At 60.2% G+C, this 23,662-nt stretch carries 21 protein-coding genes; 15 read left to right on the top strand and 6 right to left on the bottom strand.

Annotated features, from left to right (window positions below; translation table 11 throughout):
* Positions 1–34 precede the first annotated feature (34 nt).
* On the top strand, positions 35–703 hold the full coding sequence (locus ACR0MS_RS12485; RefSeq protein ID WP_480572735.1) for a TetR/AcrR family transcriptional regulator: 669 nt from the start codon (positions 35–37) through the stop codon (positions 701–703).
* 39 nt (positions 704–742) lie between these two features.
* On the opposite strand, the gene ACR0MS_RS12480 is transcribed toward ACR0MS_RS12485, so the two are convergent.
* The 3 genes from ACR0MS_RS12480 to ACR0MS_RS12470 are packed head-to-tail and all read right to left on the bottom strand — an operon-like array spanning position 743 to position 3,141.
* The gene (locus ACR0MS_RS12480) at positions 743–1,126 is read right to left on the bottom strand and encodes a carboxymuconolactone decarboxylase family protein (protein WP_170696669.1); all 384 of its coding nucleotides are present in this window, start codon (positions 1,124–1,126) and stop codon (positions 743–745) included.
* Between the two features lie 42 nt (positions 1,127–1,168).
* Positions 1,169–2,257 carry an aromatic ring-hydroxylating oxygenase subunit alpha gene (locus tag ACR0MS_RS12475; protein WP_480572737.1) on the bottom strand — a complete coding sequence of 363 codons (1,089 nt, stop codon included), beginning with the start codon at positions 2,255–2,257 and terminating at the stop codon, positions 1,169–1,171.
* Positions 2,254–3,141, bottom strand: a complete 888-nt coding sequence (locus ACR0MS_RS12470) for a MurR/RpiR family transcriptional regulator (RefSeq protein WP_480572739.1) — start codon at positions 3,139–3,141, stop codon at positions 2,254–2,256. Before ACR0MS_RS12470 ends, ACR0MS_RS12475 begins: the two co-directional genes overlap by 4 nt.
* 68 nt (positions 3,142–3,209) lie before the next feature.
* Between ACR0MS_RS12470 and ACR0MS_RS12465 the strand changes: the two genes are divergently transcribed.
* From ACR0MS_RS12465 to ACR0MS_RS12440, 6 genes are all read left to right on the top strand, one after another.
* A complete protein-coding gene (locus tag ACR0MS_RS12465; RefSeq protein WP_480572741.1) occupies positions 3,210–5,666 on the top strand; it encodes an FAD-dependent oxidoreductase in 2,457 nt (818 codons plus the stop codon).
* A complete protein-coding gene (locus ACR0MS_RS12460; RefSeq protein ID WP_480572743.1) occupies positions 5,663–6,745 on the top strand; it encodes an alcohol dehydrogenase family protein in 1,083 nt (360 codons plus the stop codon). Before ACR0MS_RS12465 ends, ACR0MS_RS12460 begins: the two co-directional genes overlap by 4 nt.
* Positions 6,742–7,317: a dimethylsulfonioproprionate lyase family protein gene (locus tag ACR0MS_RS12455; protein ID WP_480572745.1), complete on the top strand. Its 576-nt coding sequence runs from the start codon at positions 6,742–6,744 to the stop codon at positions 7,315–7,317. Before ACR0MS_RS12460 ends, ACR0MS_RS12455 begins: the two co-directional genes overlap by 4 nt.
* Entirely contained in the window at positions 7,314–8,429 is a 1,116-nt protein-coding gene (locus ACR0MS_RS12450; protein WP_480572747.1) for a mandelate racemase/muconate lactonizing enzyme family protein, read from the top strand. The genes ACR0MS_RS12455 and ACR0MS_RS12450 overlap by 4 nt, the downstream gene beginning before the upstream one ends.
* A gap of 109 nt (positions 8,430–8,538) precedes the next feature.
* Entirely contained in the window at positions 8,539–9,642 is a 1,104-nt protein-coding gene (locus ACR0MS_RS12445; protein ID WP_480572749.1) for a mandelate racemase/muconate lactonizing enzyme family protein, read from the top strand.
* Position 9,643: 1 nt separating this feature from the next.
* Positions 9,644–10,921: an aspartate aminotransferase family protein gene (locus ACR0MS_RS12440; RefSeq protein ID WP_480572751.1), complete on the top strand. Its 1,278-nt coding sequence runs from the start codon at positions 9,644–9,646 to the stop codon at positions 10,919–10,921.
* A 232-nt stretch (positions 10,922–11,153) separates the two neighbouring features.
* On the opposite strand, the gene hemC is transcribed toward ACR0MS_RS12440, so the two are convergent.
* Positions 11,154–12,113, bottom strand: coding sequence for a hydroxymethylbilane synthase (hemC, locus tag ACR0MS_RS12435; RefSeq protein ID WP_480572753.1), 960 nt, complete (start codon positions 12,111–12,113; stop codon positions 11,154–11,156).
* 106 nt (positions 12,114–12,219) lie between these two features.
* Between hemC and hemE the strand changes: the two genes are divergently transcribed.
* A complete protein-coding gene (gene hemE / locus ACR0MS_RS12430) occupies positions 12,220–13,254 on the top strand; it encodes a uroporphyrinogen decarboxylase (RefSeq protein WP_480572755.1) in 1,035 nt (344 codons plus the stop codon).
* An 82-nt stretch (positions 13,255–13,336) separates the two neighbouring features.
* On the opposite strand, the gene ACR0MS_RS12425 is transcribed toward hemE, so the two are convergent.
* Complete coding sequence (locus ACR0MS_RS12425) at positions 13,337–14,425, bottom strand: CaiB/BaiF CoA transferase family protein (RefSeq protein ID WP_480572757.1); 1,089 nt, start codon at positions 14,423–14,425, stop codon at positions 13,337–13,339.
* Positions 14,426–14,548: 123 nt separating this feature from the next.
* Between ACR0MS_RS12425 and ACR0MS_RS12420 the strand changes: the two genes are divergently transcribed.
* The 7 genes from ACR0MS_RS12420 to uvrC all read left to right on the top strand — a co-directional run bounded on the left by ACR0MS_RS12420 (position 14,549) and on the right by uvrC (position 22,610).
* Positions 14,549–15,814 carry a TAXI family TRAP transporter solute-binding subunit gene (locus tag ACR0MS_RS12420; RefSeq protein WP_480572759.1) on the top strand — a complete coding sequence of 422 codons (1,266 nt, stop codon included), beginning with the start codon at positions 14,549–14,551 and terminating at the stop codon, positions 15,812–15,814.
* Between the two features lie 100 nt (positions 15,815–15,914).
* A complete protein-coding gene (locus ACR0MS_RS12415; protein ID WP_480572761.1) occupies positions 15,915–16,844 on the top strand; it encodes an ABC transporter ATP-binding protein in 930 nt (309 codons plus the stop codon).
* Positions 16,841–17,602, top strand: a complete 762-nt coding sequence (locus tag ACR0MS_RS12410) for an ABC transporter permease (protein WP_480572763.1) — start codon at positions 16,841–16,843, stop codon at positions 17,600–17,602. Before ACR0MS_RS12415 ends, ACR0MS_RS12410 begins: the two co-directional genes overlap by 4 nt.
* A gap of 113 nt (positions 17,603–17,715) precedes the next feature.
* Entirely contained in the window at positions 17,716–18,513 is a 798-nt protein-coding gene (locus ACR0MS_RS12405) for a S49 family peptidase (protein ID WP_480572765.1), read from the top strand.
* Positions 18,514–18,681: 168 nt separating this feature from the next.
* Entirely contained in the window at positions 18,682–19,644 is a 963-nt protein-coding gene (locus tag ACR0MS_RS12400; RefSeq protein ID WP_480572768.1) for a calcium/sodium antiporter, read from the top strand.
* A 21-nt stretch (positions 19,645–19,665) separates the two neighbouring features.
* Entirely contained in the window at positions 19,666–20,445 is a 780-nt protein-coding gene (locus ACR0MS_RS12395) for an SDR family oxidoreductase (RefSeq protein ID WP_480572770.1), read from the top strand.
* A 290-nt stretch (positions 20,446–20,735) separates the two neighbouring features.
* Positions 20,736–22,610 (top strand): excinuclease ABC subunit UvrC, encoded by a 1,875-nt coding sequence (gene uvrC, locus ACR0MS_RS12390; RefSeq protein ID WP_480573224.1) that lies wholly within the window; start codon positions 20,736–20,738, stop codon positions 22,608–22,610.
* Here uvrC and ACR0MS_RS12385 read toward each other — a convergent pair.
* A complete protein-coding gene (locus ACR0MS_RS12385) occupies positions 22,607–23,491 on the bottom strand; it encodes a DMT family transporter (RefSeq protein WP_480573227.1) in 885 nt (294 codons plus the stop codon). The two genes, uvrC and ACR0MS_RS12385, sit on opposite strands and share 4 nt — an antisense overlap.
* Positions 23,492–23,662: the final 171 nt, after the last annotated feature.

Below are 23,662 nucleotides of genomic sequence, written 5' to 3'. Positions count from 1 at the left end.
CGATCGTTCTAAATAAGGCAAACTGATTTTTGAGATGTCACAACACGCTGTAAAAGAAAGAAAAAGAGCGCCGTCGCAGCGATCCGTAGCTGCGCGAGAGCGAATCCTGGACGCGGCCGAGCAGGTTTTTTCCGAACGGGGATTCGAGGGCGCATCGATTCGGGACATCGCGGAACGGGCGCAGGTTCAGAAGGCGAACGTGAATTTTCACGGCGGCCCGAAAGACGAGTTGTTTGAACGGATCGTCGCGCGCCGTGCCTCTGTTCTGTCCGAAGAACGCCTTGCTGCGATCAAGGCGCTGGAGGGTCAGGATTGGCAGGTCAGGGATTTTGTCGCGGCCTATATGCTGCCGCTGATCACGCGCGCGTTCGGCGGTGATCCGCAATGGCTGGCTTATGCGCGTATCGTGGCGATGGTTTCTGCGGATACGCGCTGGCGGGCGCTGGCAAAGGTGCATTTCGATCCAGCCGCATCCTTTGCGGTTCAGGCCTTGTGTGCGCGGTTCCCCAACGCTGACCCAAACCGAGTGTCCGCGTCGCTGGTCTATGCGGTCTCGGCGATGCTGGCCTTGTGTACGTCCGATTGGCGTATATCAGCCCTGTCCGGTTCCGACGGTGGGCCCGAGGCAGAGGACATGATCGAGAACCTGCTAAGTTTTTGCGAGGCTGGCATTACCGGCAGTTTAAGCACGGGGTCGTCGTGACCCGGTGAATTGTGCCGGACCTGCCGCGCGTCAGGTCGGTCATGTGTATCCCAGAACCTTGCGCGCGACGCGGAAGCATTCCAACGCCTGCGGAACGCCGCAATAGATACCGATCACATGGATGATGGCACGGATTTCTTCGGGGGTTACGCCATTGTTGATCGCGCCTTTGCAGTGAATTTCCCATTCATGCATTTTGCCCAATGCGCCGATCATCGACAGGTTCATCATCGACCGAGTTTTGGCGTCGATCACATCATCGCCCCAGCCAAAGCCCCAGCACCATGCAGTCATGGCCTCTTGAAACGGGCGGGTGAAGTCATCGGCTGCGGCCAGATTCTTCTCGACATATTCCGCGCCCAGAGTGCTCTTGCGTTGTTCCAACCCTTTCAGGAACAGGTCTTCGTCGAAAATATCTGCCATGTTTTCCTCTGCTTTTCGGGTCTCGGTCGCTTGCGCAGGACGTCAGTCCACCGCCTCGCGCATCCATTGCTGCAGCCGGGCGATCGAGTGTTCCGACATCACACCACAACCGGGGTCCAAGACCAATGGTCCGGGACGATAGCCGCGGGATTTCAGGCCGCGATGGACGGATTCGACCAGACGGATATCTTCTTCGACGGTGGTTTCACGGTCTTGCACGGCAAGTTGCCGGATCACCGCGCTTTCGGATCCGCCCTCGGTGTACCAGCCGCGCCAGACGGTGCAGTGATCGGCGTCATGCGCACGCCAGTGATAGGTGTTCAGCACGTTGCCGGGATAGCATTGGAATGAGAACATCGGCCACAGGAACCACGACTGATAATCGCCCGCGTGCGGTACGGACATGTCGATGGGATAGGTCATCTTGTCGAGGCTCTGACACTCGGTCGTGTGCCGCAGGACATAGCCGCCACTGGCGTCGGGCTGAATGTCATAGGTCTCGGGCTTGACGACACCCTCGGCAAAGGTCGGGTGGTTGGTCGGGCAGTGATAGCATTCCGAGTAATTCTCGATACTGACCTTCCAGTTGCAGTTTTCTTGGATTTCCACCCATTCCAGCGGCTCCAGATCGTCGATGTGAGGGACGAAGGCACGGATTTCCGCGCGCACGCCGGGATACCAGTCATCCATGGGCGCTGCGTCATCGTCGAGGTTGACGAAGATGAAGCCGTTGAACACTTCGGTTCGCACCGAGGTCAGGCAGATCGCGCTGCGGTCGAAACCGGGAACCGACTTGATATTCGGCCCGGCCCGCAAATGGCCTGTCAGTTCATAGGTCCAGGAATGATAGGGGCAGACGACCACGCGGGTGTTGCCCGCGCCGCTGACCATCTCATGGGCGCGGTGTTGGCACACATTGTAGAATGTGCGGATTTCCCCGTCGCGGCCCCGAATGCAGAACAGGTTTTGCCCCGCGATCTCGAACGCAAAGTAATCTCCTGCTTCGCGCACCTGCGCCACGTGGCCTGCGAATTGCCAGGTTCGGGCCAGAAGCCCCTGCATTTCCTGCGCGAAAATCGCGGGGTCTGTATAGTATCGCGCGTCCAGTGAGTGGGTCAGGGGGGCGTTCATTCAGGCTCCTCCGCGTAGAGGCCAAGGTGGTGTCTGCGTTGGTGAAACCGCTCCACCCGCTCAACGATTTCATCGCTGGAGACGGCCACCACGAAGGATAGCAGCGTTTCCAGCAAAGCGATGGTCGAGACGGAGGAGGGGAAGAATTGCGGTGTATCGGCGGCCACGACAAAGCCGTGCTGCGCGTTCAGGATCACCGGGCTGGCCGGGCTGTCCGAGATCCCCACGACAGTCATTCCCTGTTGCCGAGCCAGTTTGATCGCGTCGATTACCTCGGTTCGGTAAGGGTGGCAGGTGATGGCGATCAGCACGTCCTGCTCATCCGCCCAGGCCAGATCGTCCACCGGGGTTGAGCCGGGGCGGGGGATGGCATGGAACTGCTTCATCCCCGTCGACGCCAGATAGGTAAAGTTGCGTGCGTTCGCGTTGTTCACGCCCACGCCCAGCGTGAAGATCTGGCGGCAGGTCCAGATATCCTCGGCGGCCGCCTTCAGGCTGGCGGCGTCGATCCCGGCAAAGGTCTCTTCGATATTGCGGATCGCGGCCCCGACCATATCGGCATAAAGCCCGCCCAACTCGCCTGACTTGCCGATATCCTGTAGCCAGCGGGCGCGATCGGGGAAGGACACGCCGCCCTGTCGAATCGCGTCGCGGAACGGTGCTCGGAAATCCTCATACCCTTCGAAGCCGACTTGCCGCGCCATGCGGACAAAAGTGTTGGGCTTTACTTTTGCCGCCTCGGCGATCTCGCGCACGGTCGAAACCCCAACATCCGTGGGGTTTTCCAACACATAACGCGCGGCTTTCTGGGCCTCGGGCGTCAGGGCCTCCCATTCCTCGGTCAGGCGGTCGAGAACGATTGATGATACATTTGTGTCATTCATGATTGACGATGGTACAAATGTGGAATTAGCCTGTCGAGCAGAAAAGCGACTCGGGAAGAGGAAATGTCATGTCCGAGAAGAAATTGCCCACCCAAGCCCGCGTGGTCATCGTCGGAGGCGGCGTCATGGGGGTCGGTCTGGCCTATCATCTGGCGCATGAAGGGTGGGGCGATGAAACCGTCCTGCTAGAAAAGGCGGAACTGACCAGCGGCAGCACGTGGCACGCAGCTGGGCAGATCACGCATTCGACCTCGAGCTTTGGGTTGGGCAAATGCGTGGACTACAACATCGGTCTCTATTCCGGCGCGCTGGAGGCGGAAACCGGCCAGTCGGTGACATGGCATGGCTGCGGCTCGTTCCGTCTGGCTTATACCGAGGATGAGATGGACTGGCTGCGCCACACCCTCTCGGTGGGTCGGTCGCTGGGCTTCAACATCGAACTGGTCGGCCCTGAGAAGGTGGCCGAACTGCACCCGTTCTACAATCTCGACGGCGTGTTGGGCGCGCTGCATACACCCGACGACGGCCATGTGGACCCGACCAACGTGACCATGGCGATGGCCGCAGGTGCGCGCCAGAAAGGTGTGCGCATCTTCCGCAACTGCCGCGCCACCAACATCACGCAGGCCGAGAATGGCGCGTGGGTGGTTGAGACCGAAATGGGCACCATCACGTGCGAGCATGTGGTGAACGCGGGCGGCACCTATGCGCGGCAGATGGGCGAATGGTCGGGGCTGCAACTGCCGATGACCTCGATGACGCACCATTACTTCGTGACCGAGCCGGTGCCTGAGTTTCAGAACCTGGACACCGAACTGCCGGTGATCCGCGATGACCGCAAGGTTTCGGGCTATATCCGCATGGAGCAAAACCGTGGCCTGATCGGGATCTACGAGAAGGAAAACCCCAACTCGGTCTGGCATGATCATTGCCCGTGGGAATACGAAAATTGGCTGTTCGATGCCGACTACGACCGGGTGATGCCTTGGCTGGAAGAAAGCCTGAACCGGATGCCGATCTTTGCTGAACTGGGCATTCAGCGTGACGTGCATGGGGCAATTTCGCATCCGCCGGACGGCAACCCTTTGATTGGGCCTGCGCCGGGCGTGCGGAACTATTGGTGCTGCTGCGGGACGCAAATCGGGATCGGCTGGGGGCCGGGCCTGACGCGTGAACTGGCGCGCTGGATGGTGCATGGGGCGGCCGATATCTCGATGCGGGAATTCGATCCGCGCCGATTCGGTAGCTATGCCACCAAGGACTGGCAGGTGATAAAGGCCGAGGAAGACTACTGCCTGCGCCACGAAATCCCCTTTCCGCATTTCAACCGTCTCGAAGGGCGTCCGATCAAGCCATCGCCCCTGTATGAGTTGCTGAAATCCAAGGGCGCGGTGCATGAGGAAGTCTATGGGTTCGAACGCCCCCGTTGGTTCGCCCGCGATGGGGTTGAACAGCGCGACCACTATTCCTTCCGCCGCACTCCTGCCGACGACATGGTCGCCGCCGAGGTCAAAGCAGTGCGCGAACGCGTGGGCATTATGGATGTGACGGCGTTTACCAAGGTCGAAGTCTCCGGCCCGGACGCCTACGCCCTATTGGACCGGCTGACCGCCAACCGGATGCCGCAAAAACTCGGCTCAATCACGCTGACCCATATGCTGAACCGCCGTGGTCGGATCGAGTTGGAGACAACAATTGTCCGCATGGCCGAAGACCGCTTCTATCTGGTCTGCGCGGCGTTCTTCGAGCAACGCCTGCTGGATCACCTGACGCAACAGCGGGCGGATGAGGATGTTCAGATCACCGCTTTGTCCGAGGACTGGTCGGCCTTGTCCCTGAACGGCCCCCGGTCGCGGGACGTGCTGGCGCGATGCACCGATGCCGATCTGACCAATGCCGGGTTCCGCTGGCTCTCGGCGCAGGAAATCGACATCGCGGGTCACAAGGTCTGGGCGTTCCGCATGTCTTATGCCGGGGAACTGGGCTGGGAGTTGCACATGCGAAACGCAGCCTGTTTGGACGTTTACTCGGCGCTTTGGGCCGCCGGAGAACCGCATGGCATCGCCGACTATGGCAGCTTTGCCATGAACGTGATGCGGATGGAGAAAGGCTTTAAAGGTGCGGGTGAACTGACCAATGAAGTGACACTGGTCGAGGCGGACGTGCTGCGCTTTGCCCGCACCGACAAGGACTATCTGGGCAAGGACAAGACCCTGAACACCGACCTTCCGTGGATTTGCGCCTATCTGGAAATCGAACCGGATGGTGAGATCGACGGCCACGGCGGTGAGGCGGTCATGCTGGATGGCCGCGTCGTCGGCTCGACCGCATCGGTGGCCTTTGGGCACACGGTCGGCAAGATCCTCGCCTGTGCCTATATCAAGCCCGAGGCCGCCACGCCCGGCACCGCATTGCAGGTCGTGATCCACGGTCAACCCCGCGCGGCCCGCGTGTTGGGCGAACCGGCTTACGATCCACAAAGCCTGCTGCCACGCACTGACGCTGTACTGGAGGCCGCGCAATGACCCTGCCCGATACAATGAAAGCCATGGTTACGATGGGCCACGGAGGTCTGGAGCAAATGGTTCTGCACAAAGACTGGCCCCGCCCCGAACCCGCGGCCAATGAAGTGCTGATCAAGGTCGCCGCTTGCGGCCTGAACAACACGGACGTCAATACGCGGTCGGGCTGGTATTCCAAGACAGTCACCGACGCGACCACCGGAGGCGCGTTTGACGAGGTGGGTGAGGAAGACCCCACCTGGGGCGGCAACCCGATCACTTTCCCGCGCATCCAGGGGGCTGATATCTGTGGCTATATCGTCGCCGTGGGTGCAGGCGTCGACCCCGCCCGTATCGGTCAGCGCGTCATCACGGACGGCTGGCTACGCGATCCGGATGACCCCGGAAACAAGGACAAAACCGGCTACTACGGCTCGGAACGGGACGGAGGGTTTGCCGAATATGCCACCACTCTGGCCGTGAATGCAGTGCCGATTACCTCTGATTTGTCGGATGCGGAACTGGCGACGTTTTCTTGCTCCTACTCAACCGCCGAAGGGATGCTGACCCGCGCCAATGTCACCGAGAAAGACACGGTTCTGGTGCCCGGAGCCTCGGGCGGGGTCGGCGGCGCCTTGGTGCAACTGGCCAAACGGCGCGGCGCGCGGGTGATTGCGCTGGCGTCCGAGGCGAAACACGCCGATGTTGCGCAACTTGGCCCGGACATGATCCTGCCGCGCGCGCCCGATAACCTGCGCGCAGCACTGGGGGGTGAAAAAATCACTGTGGTCGCAGATGTGGTCGGCGGCCCTTATTGGCCGACCCTGATCGACGTCCTTGAACGGGGCGGGCGGTATACCTGTTCCGGTGCCATCGCAGGGCCGATGGTCGAGTTCGACCTGCGCACCTTCTATCTGCGCGACCTGACTTTCACCGGCTCGACCGTCATCGACCCGCAGGTGATGCTGAACCTCGTGAAATATATCGAGGCAGGTCAGATCAAACCGGCCCTTGCTGCGACCTATCCGCTGGAGGAGCTGCGCGAGGCACAAGCGGCCTTTATCGCCAAGCAACACACCGGAAACATAGTGGTGATCCCATGACGTTGGAGGATGTCCTCAAAGCCGCCCAAGAGTTGCACCAAACGCATCCTGACTTGGCCGCGTTCGGAGATTGGCCGGACGACCTGCGTGCGACTGATTTGCCGCCAAACGCGATCCCGGCGGTTCCCCTGGTGCAGGCGATCCAGCCCGATGCGGGGCCGACCCAAGCCCTGACTGAAGCGATCCGTGCAACCGTGCATCTGGCCGATTGGAAACAGACCTATACCCAAGACGAGGTCGGCGCCGATTTCCTAAATCGCTATGGATACTACGAGCTGTTTGGTCCCACGGGCCATTTCCATTCGACGAAGCTGCGCGGCTATGTGGCCTTTTGGGGCGAGGGGTTGACCTATGATTGGCACAGCCATCGGGCCGAAGAACTGTACCTGATCGCGGCAGGTCGCGCACGGTTCCATGTCCCGGACAATGAGGCCGACCTGACCCCAAACCAAACCCGCCTGCACGCCAGTTGGCAAAGCCACGCCATGACAACCACCAACAGCCCGATCTTGACCTATGTGCTGTGGCGCGGCGAAGGGTTGGACGCATTGCCACGGATGGACGCCGCATGAAAATCAAAACCATCACGGTCTACCAGATCGACCTACCGCTCGAGCATCCCTATTGGTTGTCGGGCGGGCGTCTAAAATTCGAAACACTGGACGCGACGCTTGTGAAACTCGAGACCGATACAGGCCTCATCGGGTGGGGTGAGGGCACCCCCTGGGGCCACACCTACGTGCCCGCCCACGGCCCGGGTATCCGCGCCGGGATCGAAACCATGGCCCCGTTCATTCTGGGCCTCGACCCGCGCCGCGTGCTGGAGGTCGAACGCGCCATGGACACCGCTTTGCCAGGCCACCTCTATGCCAAAAGCCCGATCGACATGGCCTGCTGGGATATCGCAGGGCAGGCGGCGGGCCTGCCCATCGCTGACCTGATGGGCGGCGGCTCGCGCACACCGCGCCCAATCGCCTCATCTGTTGGTGCCAAGACGGTCGAAGAAACCCGCGAGGTAATGGACCGTTACCGCAGCCGCGGCTACATCGCCCACTCGGTCAAAATCGGCGGAGACGTCGAACGGGACATTGCCCGTGTCCGAGATGTAGAGAGCATTCGCCGCCCAGGTGAAATTGTCCTCTATGACGTAAATCGCGGTTGGACCCGGCAACAGGCGCTGCGAGTCATGAAAGCCTGCGAGCCTTTGCAGGTCATGTTCGAGCAACCCTGCGAATCCCTCGACGACATCGCCGCCATCGCAGGCCGCCACGCCTCTCCGGTGTCGGTGGACGAAAGTCTCGTCACCCTGCAAGACGCCACCCGCATCGCCCGCGATGGTTTGGCAGAGGTCTTTGGCATCAAGCTCAACCGCGTCGGGGGCCTGACCAAAGCGGCCCGGATGCGAGATATCGCGCTGGCCCATGGAATCGATATGTTCGTCATGGCAACCGGGGGCTCCGTTCTGGCCGATACCGAGGCCCTGCATCTGGCCGCCACGATCCCCGATGAAAACTGCCACGCAGTCTGGGCCTGTCAGGACATGATCACCGTCGACATTGCCAGTGGTCGCGGCCCCCGCAACACAAACGGCCACTTGCACCTGCCCGAAACTCCGGGCCTCGGCGTCCACCCCGACGAAGACGCGCTCGGCCCCCCAATCGCAACCTACGAGGCCCCGCGATGATCCGCCCCTTCATCTGGCTAAAAATATCCCGGGGCGTGAATTGGCCGCAGGCCAAGAGAGGGGCTGGCCCCTCTAACGGCACCACATCATCACCCAAAGGACGGCCGGAATGAAGATCACCGCCATCACCCTCTGGTCCGTCGACCTCACCAGCCACGAAACCTATCACATGGCCGAGGGCAAAACCTGCGCCACGGTCAAAACCCATGTCCTGTGCCTTGAGACGAATACCGGGCTCAGAGGGTGGGGCGAGGTCTGTCCGATTCCCCATTACCTGCCCGCTTATGCCGATGGCGTCCCGGCCGCGATCACCGAAATGGCCCCGGAAATCCTCGGGGTGTCGCCTTTTGGTGCCGATGCGCCCATGCGCAAGCTCGACAGCTATCTACAGGGCCACCGCTACGCCAAATCCGCCGTTGATCTGGCGCTTTGGGATCTGTTCGGTCAGGCCACGGGCCAGCCGGTCTATGCATTGCTGGGCGGGCGCACGCGCAAGGACATGCCGCTCTATCATTCAATCACCTGCATCGACCCTGATGAGATGGCTCGCATCGCGCAAACCGCCTATCAGACCGGTATCCGCCAGTTTCAGGTCAAGCTGGGCGTCGAAGCTGACTGGCAGGCCGATGCCGAACGCCTGATCAAAGTGCGCGAGGTCGTGGGGCCGGGTCCGCTGGTCTACGGAGACTGGAACTGCGGCGCATCCCGCCTGCAAGCCACCCGCACGGGCCGCGCCGTGGCGCACCTGGATGTGATGTTGGAACAGCCCTGCAAGACGCTGGAGGATTGCGCTGCCGTCCGGCAAGCCACAGGCCTTCCGATGAAGATCGACGAAAACGCCCATGATCTGGCCTCGCTGCTGCGCGCGCATGAATTGGGCTGCATGGACGCCGTGGCGCTGAAACTGTCCAAATTCGGCGGACTGTCGGCCATGCGCCGCGCGCGCGATCTGACTGTGCATTTGGGGGCAGAGATTTGCGCCGAATGCACTTGGGGCTCCGATATCGTCACCGCCGCGTCGTTGCATTTTGCCGCCTCGACCCCGCAGGGATCCCTGATGAACACCTGTGACCTGTCCTCTTACGTGGCCCCGCGCCTCTGCCCTGATGCGCCCAGCCGCAAAGACGGTCGCATCGGCCCGCCCGAAGGCCTCGGATTGGGCGTGACGCCTGACCCGGAAATCCTTGGTTCCCCAATATTGGAGATCGCCTGAGATGCTCAAGATCAACACCCAATCCGAATGGATAGCCCGTGCGAATGAGGTCCTGCCCGCCGGGGGATTTGGCAATTTCGACCCCGGCATCATCATCGCCCGTGGCGAAGGCAGCCGCGTCTGGGATGAAGACGGCAATGAATATGTCGACTATCTGATCGGATCCGGCCCCATGCTGCTGGGCCATGGCCACCCCGAGGTGATGGAGGCGGTGCTGGAACAACTGCCCAAGGGCATGACCTTCTTTGCCAACAACGCCAAAGGCATCGAACTGGCCGAGGCGATCATCGACGCCGTGCCGTGTTGCGAACAGGTGCGGTTTGTCGCCTCGGGCGGTGAGGCGGATATGTACGCCATCCGTTTGGCCCGTGCGCATACCGGGCGCGACAAGATCCTGAAATTCGAGGGCGGCTATCACGGCATGAGCGCCGAGGCGCAAATGAGCCTCGCCCCCAGCCGTAGGGTGAACTTTCCACAAGCGGTGCCCGACAGCGCCGGGATACCTGCGGGGGTGGCCGAACAGATGCTGATCGCACCGTTCAACGATCTGGAGGCCGTGGCAGCCCTGCTAAACGAACATGACGATATTGCCGCGATCATGGTTGAACCCTTGCAGCGGATCATCCCGCCCTTGCCCGGTTACCTGCAAGGGCTGCGCGACCTGTGTGACAAGCACAATGTCCTGCTGATCTTTGACGAGATCGTTACCGGGTTCCGCTTGGCCTATGGCGGTGCGCAAGAGAAATACGGCGTGACACCCGATATCTGCACCCTGGGCAAGATCATCGGCGGAGGGTTCCCTCTGGCCGCTTTGGGCGCAAGCGCCGAGATCATGAAGCATTTCGATAAAGATCAGGTAGGCGAGGACGGGTGGCTGATGCAGCTTGGCACCTTGTCGGGAAACCCGGTGGCTTCGGTTGCAGGCCTCAAGACGATGGAGGTTCTGCGGCGCGACGGGGTCTATGATCAATTGAGCGCAACGGGTGCAGCACTTCAGCAGATGCAGGTGGATGCTTTGAACCAAGCCGGGATTCCGCATCGCATTTGCGGTGATGAAACCCTGTTCGATATCTATTTCACAGATGCCGATTGCCGCGATTACCGCAGCGCCAAGCATGACGATACCCATCGTAACGTGATTTACAACAACAGCTTAAGGGCGAGCGGGATCTTCAAGTCGCCGGGCAAGCTCTATCCTTCCTTGGCCGTGACGGAAGCGGACCTGCAACAGACCAAGCACGCGGTTGAAAAAGCGGTCCAGATGATTGCCAATGCCTGAACGGATTCAGTTTGGGCAAAGAAACGGGCCGCTGCCAGTTCATGACAGCGGCCCTGACTGATTGGATGCCCGGGGCTGCACCTCGCCCCCTCGAATACCACTTAAAAATACGGACAGACTTGCAAACTTTCGACTTTTTCGAGAGCAGCCCGGCGTCTCAATCGGTGTATCTTTATCTTGGCAGCGTTTCGAAATGCGAGCAGTGAAGTAGTTCACATTGCGCAACTTTTTCTCAACTTCTCCAGTCAAAGAAGCCTGAACCCGCCTTCTGCAGCAGCGTTTCCGCCATGGCGTGGCCCATCTCGGGCCCATCGGCAACCGCGCCGGTTATGTCTTCCGAGATGGCCTCGGACCCGTCCGGGCGCAGAACCTCACCGCGCAGGCGCAGGTGGCCGTCCTGTATTTCGGCGAGGCCAGCGATCGGCGTCTCGCACGAGCCGTCCAGCGCAGCCAGCAGTGCGCGTTCCGAGGCCAGGCGCTGGCCGGTTTCGGCGTGGTGGATCGCCTCGAGCATACAAGCTGCGCGGGAATCGTCGCTGCGGCGTTCGATACCGATGGTGCCCTGCGCAATGGCGGGCAGCATGTCCTCGGGCGCGATGGCGGTGGCGGGGACGTCGTCCATATTCAGGCGGCGGATACCGGCCATGGCCAGAAAGGTGCAATCAGCCACGCCATCGGCCAGTTTTTTCAGTCGCGTCTGCACATTGCCGCGAAACTCGACCACGTTCAGGTCGGGGCGGCGGTTCAGCAACTGCGCCCGGCGGCGCAGGGACGAGGTGCCGACGGTCGCGCCCTGAGGCAGGTCGTGAATTGAACTGAGGCTGGGCGAGATGAACGCGTCCCGCACATCCTCGCGCGGCAGGAAGGTGTCCAGCACCAGACCTGTGGGCTGTTCCACCGGCATGTCCTTGGTGGAATGCACCGCGATGTCGATATCGCCGCGTAGCATCGCCTCTTCGATTTCTTTGGTGAACAGGCCCTTGTTGCCGATCTCTTTCAGCGGGCGGTCCGCGTCGATCATGGCCCGGTTGTCACCGGTGGTCTTGATAACCACGATCTCGAATGCGTCTTCCGGCAGGTCAAACGCCGCGCCCAGTCGCTGTCGTGTCTCATAGGCTTGTGCCAGCGCCAGAGGCGATCCTCGGGTGCCGATCTTGAGCGGTGAGTCGGGGGAGGGCAGGGTCAGTGTCATGCGCACAGCTTTAGTCGCGTCACATTGCCCTGACAATGGGGGCAGAGCTTGACAAATTGCCACTGAGGGCCGACCCGTGGCGCAAACCTGATGATTGGGGGCGGACATGGCCGAGACAAAGAAACTGCTGCGGGCGCTGGCGGGTGAGGTGCAGGATGTGCCGCCGATCTGGATGATGCGTCAGGCCGGGCGGTATCTGCCCGAATATCGCGCGACGCGGGCGCAGGCCGGGGATTTCCTGTCGCTGTGTTACAACCCCGAATTGGCGGCCGAAGTCACCTTGCAGCCAATCCGCCGCTATGGGTTCGACGCGGCGATTCTGTTTGCTGACATTCTTCTGGTGCCGCAGGCGCTGGGCGCGGATTTGTGGTTCGTGACCGGCGAGGGACCGCGCCTGTCGACCATTACCCAACAGGCCGAGTTTGATGCGCTGAAACCCGTGGATGCGATTCATGAGACCTTGTCGCCGGTCTATGAAACCGTGCGTATCCTGTCACGGGAATTGCCGTCCGAGACCACGCTGATCGGTTTCGCGGGCGCGCCGTGGACGGTGGCCACCTATATGATCGCCGGGCGCGGTACGCCGGATCAGGGCCCGGCCCATGCGCTGCGCGAGGGGAATGTGGCGCTGTTTGAGGCGCTGTTGGAGCGGATCACTCTGGCGACGATCGAATACCTCTCGGCCCAGATTGAGGCGGGGGCCGAGGTGGTCAAGATCTTTGACAGTTGGGCCGGATCTTTGAAGGGTGTGGCGTTTCAGAAATATGCGGTTGAGCCTTGCCGGGTGATCACTCAGGCAATCAAGGCGCGCCATCCGGGTATTCCGGTGATCGGCTTCCCGCGTGAGGCTGGCGACGGCTATGTTGGCTTTGCCAAGGCCACGGGTGTGGATTGCGTGGCGCTGGACAACTCAGTCGCGCCGGATTGGGCGGCGGCCAATGTGCAAGTGGATGGCTGTGTGCAGGGCAATCTGGCCTCGTCCCACATGGTGACGGGCGGGCAGGCTTTGGTGGATGAGACGCGGCAGATCGTTGAGGCGTTTTCCAAGGGGCCGCATATTTTCAACCTTGGGCATGGGATTACGCCGGATGCCGATCCTGAGAACGTGCAGTTGATGATCGACACGGTTCGGTCGCGGTAAGCTGATGGAAGGGGGCCAGCCCCCTTCTTGGCCTGTGGCCAATTCATCCCCCGGGATATTTTTAGCCAGATGAAGGGGCGGATCAGCGCTTTGGGTTGAGCTCGTCCAGAATTTCTGAGCGGTGTTCGCCGCGCGATGGGCTGGGTTTTGGTCGCCATGCGTGGTTGGAAAAGCGCGGCGCGGGGGCGGCTTGGAGGGTTCCGTCTATGTTCTGCCATGTCTGGCGCGCATCGTTCATGGGATGGGATTGTGCCTGTTCGGGACTGAGTACAGGGGCGACGCAGGCGTCGGTGTCGTGGAAAAGTGTCGTCCAATGATCGCGGGGGTGTTGGACGAAGATTTCGGTTAGGCGTGCTGTGAGCAGCGGCCACAGTTTTGGGTCGTATTGTTTAGTGAAGTCAGGATCCTGAGACAGGCCCAGCGTTTTGAGAAACTCAGCGTAGAATTTTGGCTCGAGGCATTGCACGGTGATGAACCCGCCATCGGCGCAGCTATAGGTGCGGCTCCAATGGGGGCCGTCCAGCAGGCTTTGGCCCCGCGTTTCCGACAGGTTGCCGGTTTGACGCATGCTCATGAGCAGGTTCATCATATGCGCCGAGCCGTCATAGATGGCGGCATCGACGACGGTGCCCCGACCGGTGCGCTGCGCGTTGATCAGGCCGGCCAATATGCCTGCGACAAGGTACATCGCGCCGCCCCCAATATCACCCACCAATGTTGCCGGTGTCTGTGGTGGCTGCCCTGCTGCCGAGGCGTACCAGAGCGCGCCGGACATCGCGATATAGTTCAGGTCGTGGCCTGCCCTGTCTGAAAGGGGGCTGTCCTGTCCCCAGCCCGTCATGCGGCCATAGACCAATTTGGGGTTGAGGGAGTGGCAGGTTTCGGGTCCGAGGCCGAGCTTTTCCATCACACCGGGGCGGAAGCCTTCGATCAGTGCGTCGGCGGATGAGGTCAGGCGTCTGGCGATCTCAAGATCGGCGTCGTCCTTGAGGTTCAGGTCTATGGACCGTTTGCCGCGATCCAGCACGGATGTCTCGGGCATCCCGGGGGTCAAGGGCTGGCCCTTGCGATGGATGGTGACGACGTCTGCGCCAAGGTCGGCCAGCAACATGGCCGCGAACGGGCCGGGCCCCAAGCCCTCGACTTCAATGATCCGGATTCCATTTAACATTGCGCCCCTCCTTTTCGAGCAGGGTTTCGAGGCTTTGCGGGAATTGCAAGGCCAGATTCTGGCGGCTTGCAAGATGCTTACGTGACCACTAGCGTTTCCAGCGGGGAGTGGAGTGAGGCTCGGATGCGGTTGTGGATCCTATTCGGCAGCGTGGTTGCGCTGGCAGTTCTGGCGGGTGTTCTGTCGCGCCTGCACCCCCCTGGAACCATCGTATTGGCCGCTGGTCCGGCGGGTGGAGCCTATGAAACCGTTGCGCAGGATTATGCGGGCATATTGGCGCGGGATGGCATCCGGCTTGAAATTCTTGAAACGGCCGGTTCGGTTGAGAATGCCGATCTGTTGAACAATGGCGATGTGGACGCGGCTTTTCTGCAGGGTGGAATCAAGGTCGACCCCAACAGGGCCGAAGCTGTCGGTGCCGTATTTTTTGAACCTGTTGTTTTTCTGGTGAACAAAGACGCAGCCATCCCGCGCAATCCGGCCCTATGGTCCGGGTTGCGGATTAACAGTGGCGCACCGGGATCAGGAACGGCGGCGGCTTTTCGTGATCTTGAACGCGCTGTGGGTCTGGCTGAGGACGCAAACGAACATTTCTCAATCCCTTATGCCGCAGCTGCGGCTGCCCTGCTTGCGGGTGATCTGGATATCGCGGTCTATGTGGCCCCGATAGAAGCGCCCTATCTAAAGGCGGCCTATGAATCGCCGGGGCTGCGCGTGTTGGATCTGGCCCATGTACAGGCAATTTCCAGACGCCTGACCTATGCGACGGTCGTATCGGTGCCAGCCGGTGGGATGTCTCTGGATCCCGTGCTGCCGCCGCGCCCGGTTGAGTTGGTAGCGATTGAGGCACGGTTGGTTGTGCGACCCGATCTGCATCCGGCTTTGGTCAACCGTCTGACAATGGCAGCGATCGAGTTGCATCAGGCAAGGGGCATCATCTCGGACCCGGGTGTTTTCCCGAACATTGACGGTACTGGCCTGAATGTCAGCAATACCGCGCGACAATTGATCCTTGATGGCCCGTCCACCTGGCATAACTGGCTGCCTTATTGGATTGCCGCACAGATCAACCGGGTATTGCTGTTGTTGCTGCCGTTCTTCTTCATCGTGGTTCCGTTGATGCGGCTGCTGCCCTTCGCCTATGCTTATGCGATGCGCTGGCGCGTTTGGCAGCACTACCCCGAAATCCGCGAGATCGAGTTGGAATTGGCCAACGACCCAAGCGACTCCGAGTTGGATGCGATGCAAACGCACTTGAGTGAACTGGACGAGCGTTTGGCTGCGTTGCGGTTGCCGGCTGCGTATCGGCAAGGGCAATACGACGCCCGATTGCATGTTGAGCTGATCCAGAAGCGAATAGCCGAATTGCGCAGTGCCGGGCCTGCCTGAGCGCTTGGACGCCTACAAAAATGCGCAGGGTCCTGTGCGGAATGGGCCTGTTCTGTGCCGATGCGCCGGGGTAATGTCCCCGCCAGAACGGGGAAAGTGAATGGCACCAATTCTGTCCATCAGGGACTTGCGCAAATCCTATGCCGATGGTTTCGAGGCGCTGAAGGGCGTCTCTTTGGATATTGAAGAAGGAGAAATCCTTGCGCTGCTGGGGCCAAACGGTGCGGGCAAGACAACTCTGATTTCCACAGTGTGCGGGATCACGACCCCGACCTCTGGGTCAGTGACGGTAGGCGGACATGATATCCAGACCGAGTTTCGGGCCGCTCGTCGTATGATCGGGCTGGTTCCGCAAGAGATCGCGTTGGAGCCGTTCGAGAAAGTCTGGAACACGGTGCGGTTTTCGCGCGGGTTGTTCGGGTATGGCGCTGATAGTGCTCGGATCGAAGAGATCCTTCGCAAGCTATCTTTGTGGGACAAGCGCAAGAACGCGATCAAGGAATTGTCGGGCGGCATGAAGCGGCGGGTGCTGATTGCCAAGGCGCTGGCCCATGAGCCGCGCGTGCTGTTTCTGGACGAACCAACCGCCGGAGTTGATGTCGAGCTGCGCAAAGACATGTGGGAGATCGTGGCCGAGCTGAAACAGGCGGGCGTCACCATCATCCTGACCACGCATTACATCGAAGAGGCCGAGGCTATCGCCGACCGGGTGGGTGTCATCGACAAGGGTGAGTTGCTGCTGGTGCAGGACAAAGACACGCTGATGGCGCAGATGGGCAAAAAGCAGATCGAGGTCATGCTGACGGAACCCATCCAAGCCATCCCCGAAAGTCTGGCCGCGCATAATCTGACCCTGAACGGGAACGGCGACGCGCTGGTCTACACCTATGATATCCACGCCGACCGGACAGGCATTACCACGCTGCTGAACGACGTGGCGCAGGCGGGATTGGTTTTGCGCGACGTACAGACGCGGCAGTCGAGCCTTGAGGAAATTTTTGTCAACCTAGTGTCCGGAGCCCCCGCATGAACTGGTCCGCCGTCGCCGCCATTTACCGGTTTGAAATGGCCCGGTTCTTCCGCACACTGGCGCAGAGCTTTCTGTCTCCGGTTCTGTCCACGTCGCTGTATTTCGTGGTGTTCGGCACCGCCATCGGCAGCCGCATCCAAGAGGTCGAGGGCGTGTCCTATGGTGCGTTTATCGTGCCGGGGCTGATCATGCTGTCGGTGGTGATGCTGTCGATCTCGAACGCGTCGTTTGGCATTTATTTCCCCAAATTCCTGGGCACGATTTACGAATTGCTGTCGGCCCCCGTGAATTTTATCGAGATCGTGATCGGCTATGTCGGGGCGGCGGCGACCAAGGCGTTGTTCGTGGGGGTGGTGATCCTGATCACTGCCACGTTCTTTGTGGATCTAAGGATCGAGCACCCTTTCGCGATGGTATCGTTTCTGGTGCTGACCTGCCTCAGCTTTTCGTTGCTGGGGTTCATTATCGGCATCTGGGCAAGCAATTTTGAACAGATGTCACTGGTCCCGCAATTGGTGGTGACGCCGCTGATCTTTCTGGGTGGTACGTTCTATTCGATTTCGATGCTGCCCCCGGTGTGGCAGACGATCACCCTGTTCAATCCGGTGGTCTATCTGATTTCCGGGTTCCGCTGGTCGTTCTATGGGCTTGCTGATGTTCCCATTGGCTTCAGCCTTTTGGCCATATTGGTCTTCACCGGCATCTGTCTGGGCATCATCGGGTGGATTTTCAAAACAGGCTGGCGCATCCGCAGCTAGGTGATCCGCGGCGTTGCATTTTTGCCCGTCATGTGTGTGAATTTGGTTCACGTCGCGTATTAGGCCCCAGCGGTCCCTTGTTTACCGGTTGGCTGCACTCTACATCGGCATCCATGAAACTCAGCCTGCCGTTTCTCAAAAAACACCCCAGCGTCGCCGTTGTGCGATTGTCCGGTGCCATCGGAATGGCCGGGCGTGCGTCGATGTCTGATACCTCGCTTGCCCCGGTGCTTGAGAAAGCCTTTCGCAAAGGAAAGCCCTCTGCGGTGGCGCTTGAGATCAACTCGCCCGGAGGATCACCGGTTCAAAGCTCGTTGATTGGCGCCCGCATACGGCGGCTGTCTGACGAACTGAATGTGCCGGTCATCGCGTTTGTCGAGGATGTGGCGGCCTCGGGTGGGTATTGGCTGGCGGCGGCCGCAGATGAGATTTACGCAGACGACAGCTCGGTTCTTGGCTCGATCGGGGTGATCTCGTCTGGGTTCGGGGCGCATGTGTTGCTGAAACGTCAGGGAATTGAACGTCGTGTCCATACGGCCGGGCAATCTAAGTCCATGCTGGACCCGTTCTCTCCGGAAAAGAAAGAGGATGTTGCGCGGCTCGAAAGGTTGCTGGCCGATATTCACGACAATTTCATCGCTCATGTGAAAACACGTCGTGGCACAAAGCTGGATGAAAACGAGGACCTGTTCACTGGTGAGGTCTGGTTGGCCAAGCGCGCGCAGGATCTGGGGCTGATCGACGGTATCGCCCACCTCAAGCCAAAGATGCAGGAGCGGTTTGGCGACAAGGTAAAGTTCCGCCGCTACGGGCTCCGCAAGCCTTTCTGGTCCCGGTTCGGGGCGTCACTGGCGCAGGATGCGATTGCCGGACTTGAGGAGCGTGCGGCCTACGCGCGTTTCGGTTTGTAACGTGATTATCAAGATCGTAACCCTCTTTCTGATTGCTATGGGTGTCCTGGCAATGTTCGGAAAGCTGCGCTTTCCGGGGCAGCAGAGGTTGCAATCTTCCAGATGTCCGCGCTGCGGGCGGTTCAGGATCGGCAAAGGCCCCTGCGCCTGCGAAAAAGGAGGCCGTACATGACGGCATGGCTGCTTTCCGGCCTCGGGCTGCTGATCCTGCTATTGGCGGGTGATGCGCTGGTGCGCGGCGCGGTGAACCTGAGCCTGCGTCTGGGTGTGCCTGCGCTGATCGTCAGTCTGACAATCGTGGCCTTTGGCACCTCGGCCCCCGAGCTTCTGATCGCGATCAGCGCCATCAAAGAAAATGCGCCGGGGATCGCGCTGGGGAATGTGGTGGGGTCGAACACCGCCAACATCCTTTTGGTGTTGGGCCTGCCGGCGCTCTTGGCGACGCTGCACACAAGCGAGTGCGACAGCCGCAAGAACTATGTCTTCATGTTGCTGGCCTCAGTTCTTTTTATCGGGCTGGCCTTCTGCGGTATATTCAACCTGTACAGCGGGGCGATCCTGCTGGCCGCGCTGGGTCTTGTTCTGTGGAACGCGTTCCGCGAAGCCCATGCGCATCGCAAGGCCTGTGGCGAAGCCTGCGCCGACGATGAGGAACTTGACGGGCTGGAAGAAGCCGACCCGGATATGCCGTACTGGAAGATCTCGATCTATCTGGTTCTGGGTCTGATCGGGTTGCCGATGGGCGCGCATCTGCTGGTGGATAATGCGACCGTCATTGCACGCACCTATGGCGTCAGCGAAACCGTGATCGGCCTGACACTGGTGGCGGTCGGGACCTCGCTGCCGGAATTGGCAACGACCGTCATGGCGGCCTTGCGCCGTCAGGCGGACGTTGCGTTGGGCAACGTGATCGGTTCGAACATGTTCAACCTGTTGGCCATCGTGGGTATCGCCACACTGGTCGGGCCTATTCCGGTTGATCCGGAATTCCTGCAGTTCGATCTGTGGGTCATGCTGGGCGCGTCGCTGTTGCTGATCCCGTTTGTGTTCTTCAAAAAAGACATCACGCGAGGGTGGGGCCTGTTGTTGACTCTGCTCTATGCGGTTTACGTCATCTCACTGTTGGCGTGACCTGAACAAGAGGGAACACTTATGACCCGAGCGTTGGTAACCGGTGCCGGAATTCGTCTTGGCCGAGCAATGGCCCTGTATCTGGCCCAACGCGGGTATGATGTCGCCGTGCATTACGCGACGTCCGCAGGACCTGCCACCGAGGTCGTGTCCGAGGTTCAGGCCATGGGCCGCAAGGCGGTCGCGTTGCAGGCCGACCTGCTGGACGAGGCGCAGGTTCAGACCCTTCTGCCGCGCGCGGCCGAGGCTTTGGGCGGGCCCATTACCTGTTTGGTCAATAACGCCTCGATCTTCGAATATGACAACATCCAAACGGCGACCCGCGAAAGCTGGGACCGGCACCTGGACAGCAATCTGCGCGCGCCTTTCGTTCTGACACAGGCGATGGCAGAGCAGGATTTGGAACCGGATACTGACGACGCAGGCGAACCCGTTGCGGTCGGGCTGATCGTCAACATGGTCGATATGCGCGTGCGCAAACTGACGCCCGAGTTCATGTCCTACACCATTGCCAAGATGGGTCTTTGGGCGCTGACCCGCACGGCGGCGCAGGCGCTGACCCCTGCAATCCGCGTCAATGCCATCGGCCCCGGCCCGACGATGCAGGGCCACAGGCAAAGCAAAGATCACTTCAAGGCGCAACGCGCTAATACCGTGCTTGAACGCGGTGCAAACCCGTCAGATATCACTGCGGCACTTGGGTATTTTCTGGACGCACATGCCGTGACCGGTCAGCTATTATGCGTCGATGGCGGGCAGCATCTTGGGTGGCAGACTCCGGACGTTTTGGGGGTTGAATAGGCATCTTTGCCTCAAGTTTTGCACCGCTCTCATTTCCGTTACCAGCGCGTTACAAAATTGTCTTTTTTTTCATACACTTGTCATGTGCATGAAAAAATAACATTTAAAAACAACAGGTTAATATATCGCCTATTTTTTGTGCAAATCAAGGAATCCTTAATGAATCAAGGGAAAATCGAGATCCTCAGAAACTTATCTGCATAGTTATCCACAGAAACCGTGGATTTGTTTTCTCTTGAATTGAGGGGCTTAAGATTGCAGCCATGGTCAGGGAATCATATTTCGGACTCATGACCACCCAGAACGAATCGAACCCCGACGGCCAAGTCACCGGATACAAATGTATACAGCGCTATGTGAAAACGCTGGACAGTTCTCCGGGCGTTTACAGGATGTTGGATGCGGACAGCCGGGTTCTGTACGTGGGCAAGGCGCGGAACCTCAAGGCGCGGGTGTCGAATTATACGCGGCCCGGTCATTCCGGGCGGATCGAGAAGATGATCGCCGCGACCGCCTCGATGATGTTTCTGACCACCCGGACCGAGACCGAGGCGCTGCTGCTGGAGCAGAACCTGATCAAGCAGCTCAAGCCCAAGTACAACGTGCTGCTGCGCGACGATAAGAGCTTTCCGAATATTCTGGTCGCCAAGGACCACGGGTTTCCGCAGATCAAGAAACATCGCGGGGCCAAGAAGGAAAAGGGTGCCTATTTCGGGCCTTTCGCCAGCGCGGGCGCGGTGAACCGGACGCTGAACCAGTTGCAAAAGGCGTTCCTGCTGCGCAACTGCTCGGATTCCATGTTCGACAGTCGGACGCGGCCTTGCCTGCTCTATCAGATCAAACGCTGTTCTGGGCCGTGCGTCGGGCTGATCTCGGAAAGCGATTACGGCGAAAGCGTCAAGGATGCGGAACGGTTCCTGTCGGGCCGCTCGACCAAGGTGCAGGAAGAGCTGGCTCAACAGATGATGGCCGCGTCCGAGACGATGGAGTTCGAACGCGCCGCCAGCTTGCGCGACCGCATCCGGGCGCTGACGCAGGTGCAGACGTCCCAAGGCATCAATCCACGCGGCGTAACCGAAGCGGATGTGATCGGCCTTTATATGGATAGTGGGCAAGCCTGTGTGCAGGTGTTCTTTATCCGCGCTAACCAGAACTGGGGAAACAAGGATTTCTACCCTCGGGTCGGGGCGGATGTGTCAGCGGCCGAGGTGATGGAGGCTTTCCTTGGTCAGTTCTACGACAACAAGGAACCGCCCCGTCAGTTGATCCTGTCCGATGGGATCGAGAATGCCGATCTGATGCAGGACGCGCTGTCGGAAAAAGCCGGGCGCAAGGTTGAAATCCTTGTGCCCCAACGCGGTGAGAAACAGGAACTGGTCGCCGGGGCCCTGCGAAACGCCCGCGAGTCGCTGGCGCGGCGCATGTCGGAAAGCGCAACACAGGCCAAGCTGTTGCGTGGCGTGGCTGAGGCGTTCGATCTGGACACCCCGCCCGAGCGGATCGAGGTTTACGATAACTCGCATATTCAGGGCACCAACGCGGTGGGTGGCATGATCGTGGCAGGCCCCGAGGGGTTCATGAAAAACGCCTATCGCAAGTTCAACATCCGGGGCGAGGATCTGACCCCCGGGGACGACTTTGGCATGATGAAAGAGGTCCTGACCCGCCGCTTTACCCGCCTGCTGAAAGAAGACCCGGATCGCGACAAGGGCATGTGGCCCGACCTGCTGCTGATCGACGGTGGCGCAGGGCAGGTGAGTGCGGTGCATGAGATCATGGCCCAGCATGGCGTCGAAGATATCCCGATGGTCGGCGTCGCCAAAGGTGTCGACCGCGACCACGGGAAAGAGGAATTTCACCGCATCGGCCAGCGTGCCTTTGCGCTGAAACGCAATGATCCGGTGCTGTATTTCATCCAGCGCCTGCGGGATGAGGCGCACAGGTTCGCCATCGGCACCCATCGCGCGAAACGGGCCAAGGCTGTGGGGGCAACACCGCTGGATGAAATTCCCGGCGTGGGGGCGGCCCGCAAACGTGCGCTACTGGCCCATTTTGGCAGTGCCAAGGCCGTCAGCCGGGCTAATCTGGCGGATCTGAAAGCAGTTGAGGGGATCTCGGCAGGGCTGGCGCAGAAGGTTTACGACTTCTTTCACGACAAGGGTTAGGTTTGTCGCCCGCGCCAAAGGATATACAACCCCGAGGCCACGATAAGCGCGCTGCCGATCCACATGGTCTGGTCCAGACGCTCATTGAAGACCAGCACGCCCAGACCGATCCCGAACAGCAAACGGGAATACCTGAACGGCGTGACGGATGAGACTTCGCCCGTGCGCATCGCTTTCATCAAAGACGCGTAGGCGGCTGTGCCCATCAAGACGGCGCCTGCCATAAGCATAGCTGTGTTTGCCGACAGGGGTTCCGCCGGTGCGACCTCCCAGAACCGATAGGCAATTCCGGCTACGATGATGCAAAGGAAGCCGTAAAAGCCCAAAACGGCGGTCCCAAGCGTGGCCGGGGCCGCGCGGCTGGCCAGATCGCGCCCGGCAAATCCCAGCATGCCCAGCACGGCGAGGATGGACAGGGCCGAGAAGCTGTCTCCGGTCGGTTGAAGAATGACCATCACGCCGATCAGACCGATCAAGATGGCGCTCCAACGGCGCCAGCCGACAGTTTCGCCAAAAAACAAGGCGGCGCCTGCAACCACGACAAGCGGTGTGGCCTGCAGTATCACGGTGGCCGCCGACAAAGGCGTCAGAGTGATTGCCAGCACATAGAACAGCCGTCCGAAGATTTCAAAGAAGACCCGCACTTTCATCGGGCGCGACAGCACATCGGGGTGAAACAACCGTTCACCCCGAAGACCCGCCACAAGAGCAAAAACAAGCGTCCCGCCTGTGCCGAACAGAACCAGCACCTGCCAGATCGGAATCGTGGCAGACGCCCCTTTGAGCAGCGCATCCTCCAGCGCGAAAAGGCCCATGGCCGCAATCATCCACGCACTGCCAATCAGGTTTGACCGCGGGTCGGTTTGAATTTGAATCGTCATGTCTTGCAAAATCACCCAGTCGGAACCGTCCGCCAATCTGACCGCAAAGACCTTGCGCGCCAAGTGGTATCTTGCTGGGATCTGGGGCTTGCGACCCTTTGACCACCAGTGGCGCAACTGACTGTGCTGGGTGAGTTTTTTAACGGCCTGCCTTTTATGTCCCGAACCGGC

The sequence above is a fragment of the Ruegeria sp. CJ2 genome (assembly GCF_056536745.1).
The sequence above is the reverse complement of the archived record's forward strand: the minus strand, read 5'-3'. Positions and strand labels throughout refer to the sequence as shown.